At 64.0% G+C, this 2151-nt stretch carries 1 protein-coding gene; it reads right to left on the bottom strand.

The window, feature by feature from the left end:
• Positions 1 to 2151, bottom strand: a 2151-nt coding sequence (locus EOA75_RS32170; protein WP_164747732.1) for an AAA family ATPase, incomplete at both ends; no start/stop codon positions are given.

Here is a 2151-nt window from a genome sequence, read left to right as displayed (position 1 = left end):
CGCTCGCGGACCGCCTCGATTTCAACCAGGCGCGCCATTGCCGGTTTCGAGAGCGCTGGAATCGACAAGGACATATGCGCGCGGCGCTGCTCTTCGCGGATACCGAAGCGCTCGGCTTGGCGACGGAACTCGGTCGCATGGGCGCGCGCGAGCGGCAACAATTCCGTCAGCGCGGCCTTGGCGGCTTTCCGCTCAGCGCGAGCAGCACGGCCATCGACGATCCGGTCGGACCCTCGCAGGTGGCCGAGCCTCTCGGGCGCGCTCGCCAGCTGATCAGCAAGCGCGCGTGGTTCGATTGTCGCGTCCGACGCCAGCGCGTTCAGCACCGAAAGGGTGTGATCCGGATCGCGATAGATTTTCTCCAGCAGCGGCCGCAGGATCGCTTCCCGCTCCTTCCACCGTTCCGAGGCAAGCTGTGTGCGGCGCGCGTCTTCGTCAACGCTACGGGCGAACGCGATGGTCGGCGCAATCAGATATTTTCCGGCCGACGAGACTTCTGCCGAGAGAGGTTCGGTCCGCTGTTCGTTGTACGAGATTTGGCGTTCCCCCTCGATGGTGAATCCCAGCGCAACGCTCGCCCGCTCCCAAAGGTTCGCCACCTGCCCGTGCTTCTGCGCAATCCAGGTGAGCCGCCGCGCCGCATTCCCTTCCATCCCGGCCGCAATCCCGGCGAGCGTGTCGATGCCGCGTCGTCGCGCAAAATCCCGTGCATGAGCCCGGTAGCCCTTCTCGCTTTCGAAATCGAGCGTCGTCGTCTTGATGCCGGATCGACCAAGGCGCTCGACCAGGTGTCTGAACAGGTCCGGCCGATGGCTTTCCCGCTCGATCCTTTTTTGACGCGCATCGGCGGTTTCGATCTGTTTCGCGGTCCAGACGTTGCGCTCGACCTCGCGTTCCTCGAAGCGCTTCTCGCCCGTCGTTTCACCGATGACGGGCAGCCTCACCTTGACGGTCTCGACGCCATCCTTGCGGAGCGTGACGGTGTCACCCGTCGAGACGCCACCTTCGGCCAGAGCATTCGGCAGACTGACGCCCCAGACACGATGGACGGTTCCGTCATCGGCCCTCACATCGGCATAGGGGCTTTCCCTAGAATCCTCGTCCTGCGGCCGGAACTTTGCTTGACCGGTTTCGACCAGCTCGCCGGCGACACCTGAGGCATGATCGACGCGCGGCTTTCGTCCCCATTCCGGCTTGGGAGAAAAATCCTCCCGCGCCGCATAGAGGTCGGCGCGTTCGCGATGGCGGGTCATCGCCACATAGGTCAGATGCTGGTCCATCATGCCAGTTGCGAGCACGAAGGTCCGGTCGACGGTCGACCCTTGAGACTTGTGGATGGTCGCGGCATAGCCGTGATCGATATTGCGGTAGCTGTCTTCGCTGATGATGACGTCGCGGCCGTTGTCGATACGGATTGTCAGTAGTGCGCCGCCACGCTTGTCGCCAGTGGCAAGCACCGTCCCTAGCATGCCGTTCTTCACGTATTGCGGCCCAAGCCGTTTTGCGCGGGGTTCAAGAAAACGGGCATTTTCCAGGAAGATGATCCGGTCGCCTGCGGCGAATTCACGAAACCCGCGCGCTGTCTGGAATTCGCGCGCGCCGGTCAGGGCGCCCTCCTCCATCATGACCTTGCGCAGGGATTCGTTGAGACGTTTTACGTCCTCATTGGTGTGTGCCAACACAAGCAGTTCGTCACCACGAAGAGGGGGCGCATCCTCGCCATCGGCGAATTTCTGAAGCAGGTCGCGGCGTGCATCGGTCCAATCGGCGACGATGCGCTCGACGACACCGGCACGCGTTTCGGCCTCGACGATGCGGCCATTCTGGGCGTAGGCGTCGAGGCCCTCTTCGACCTTTCCACGAGCGAAGAGACGCGAGGCCTCGCGCGCCCATTGCTCACGCTGGCGGCGCACGCCGGCAAGTTCGGCAAAGCCGATCCGCTCGCTGATCGCCCGGAACGCCGCGCCCGCCTGGATCGGCTGCAGCTGCATGGCATCGCCGACCAGAACGACCTTCGCTTGGGTCTCCTCGGCGATCTTGAGGACGCGGCCCATCTGCTGCGAGGAGATCATGCCGGCCTCGTCGATCACCAGCACATCGCCGCGGTTGAGCTGTTCGCGTCCTCCGGCCCACGCCAGTTCCCACGATGCC

Source organism: Mesorhizobium sp. M1A.F.Ca.IN.022.07.1.1, assembly GCF_003997575.1.
Taxonomy (GTDB): Bacteria; Pseudomonadota; Alphaproteobacteria; order Rhizobiales; family Rhizobiaceae; genus Mesorhizobium.
This window is presented reverse-complemented; position numbering and strand designations above follow the sequence as displayed.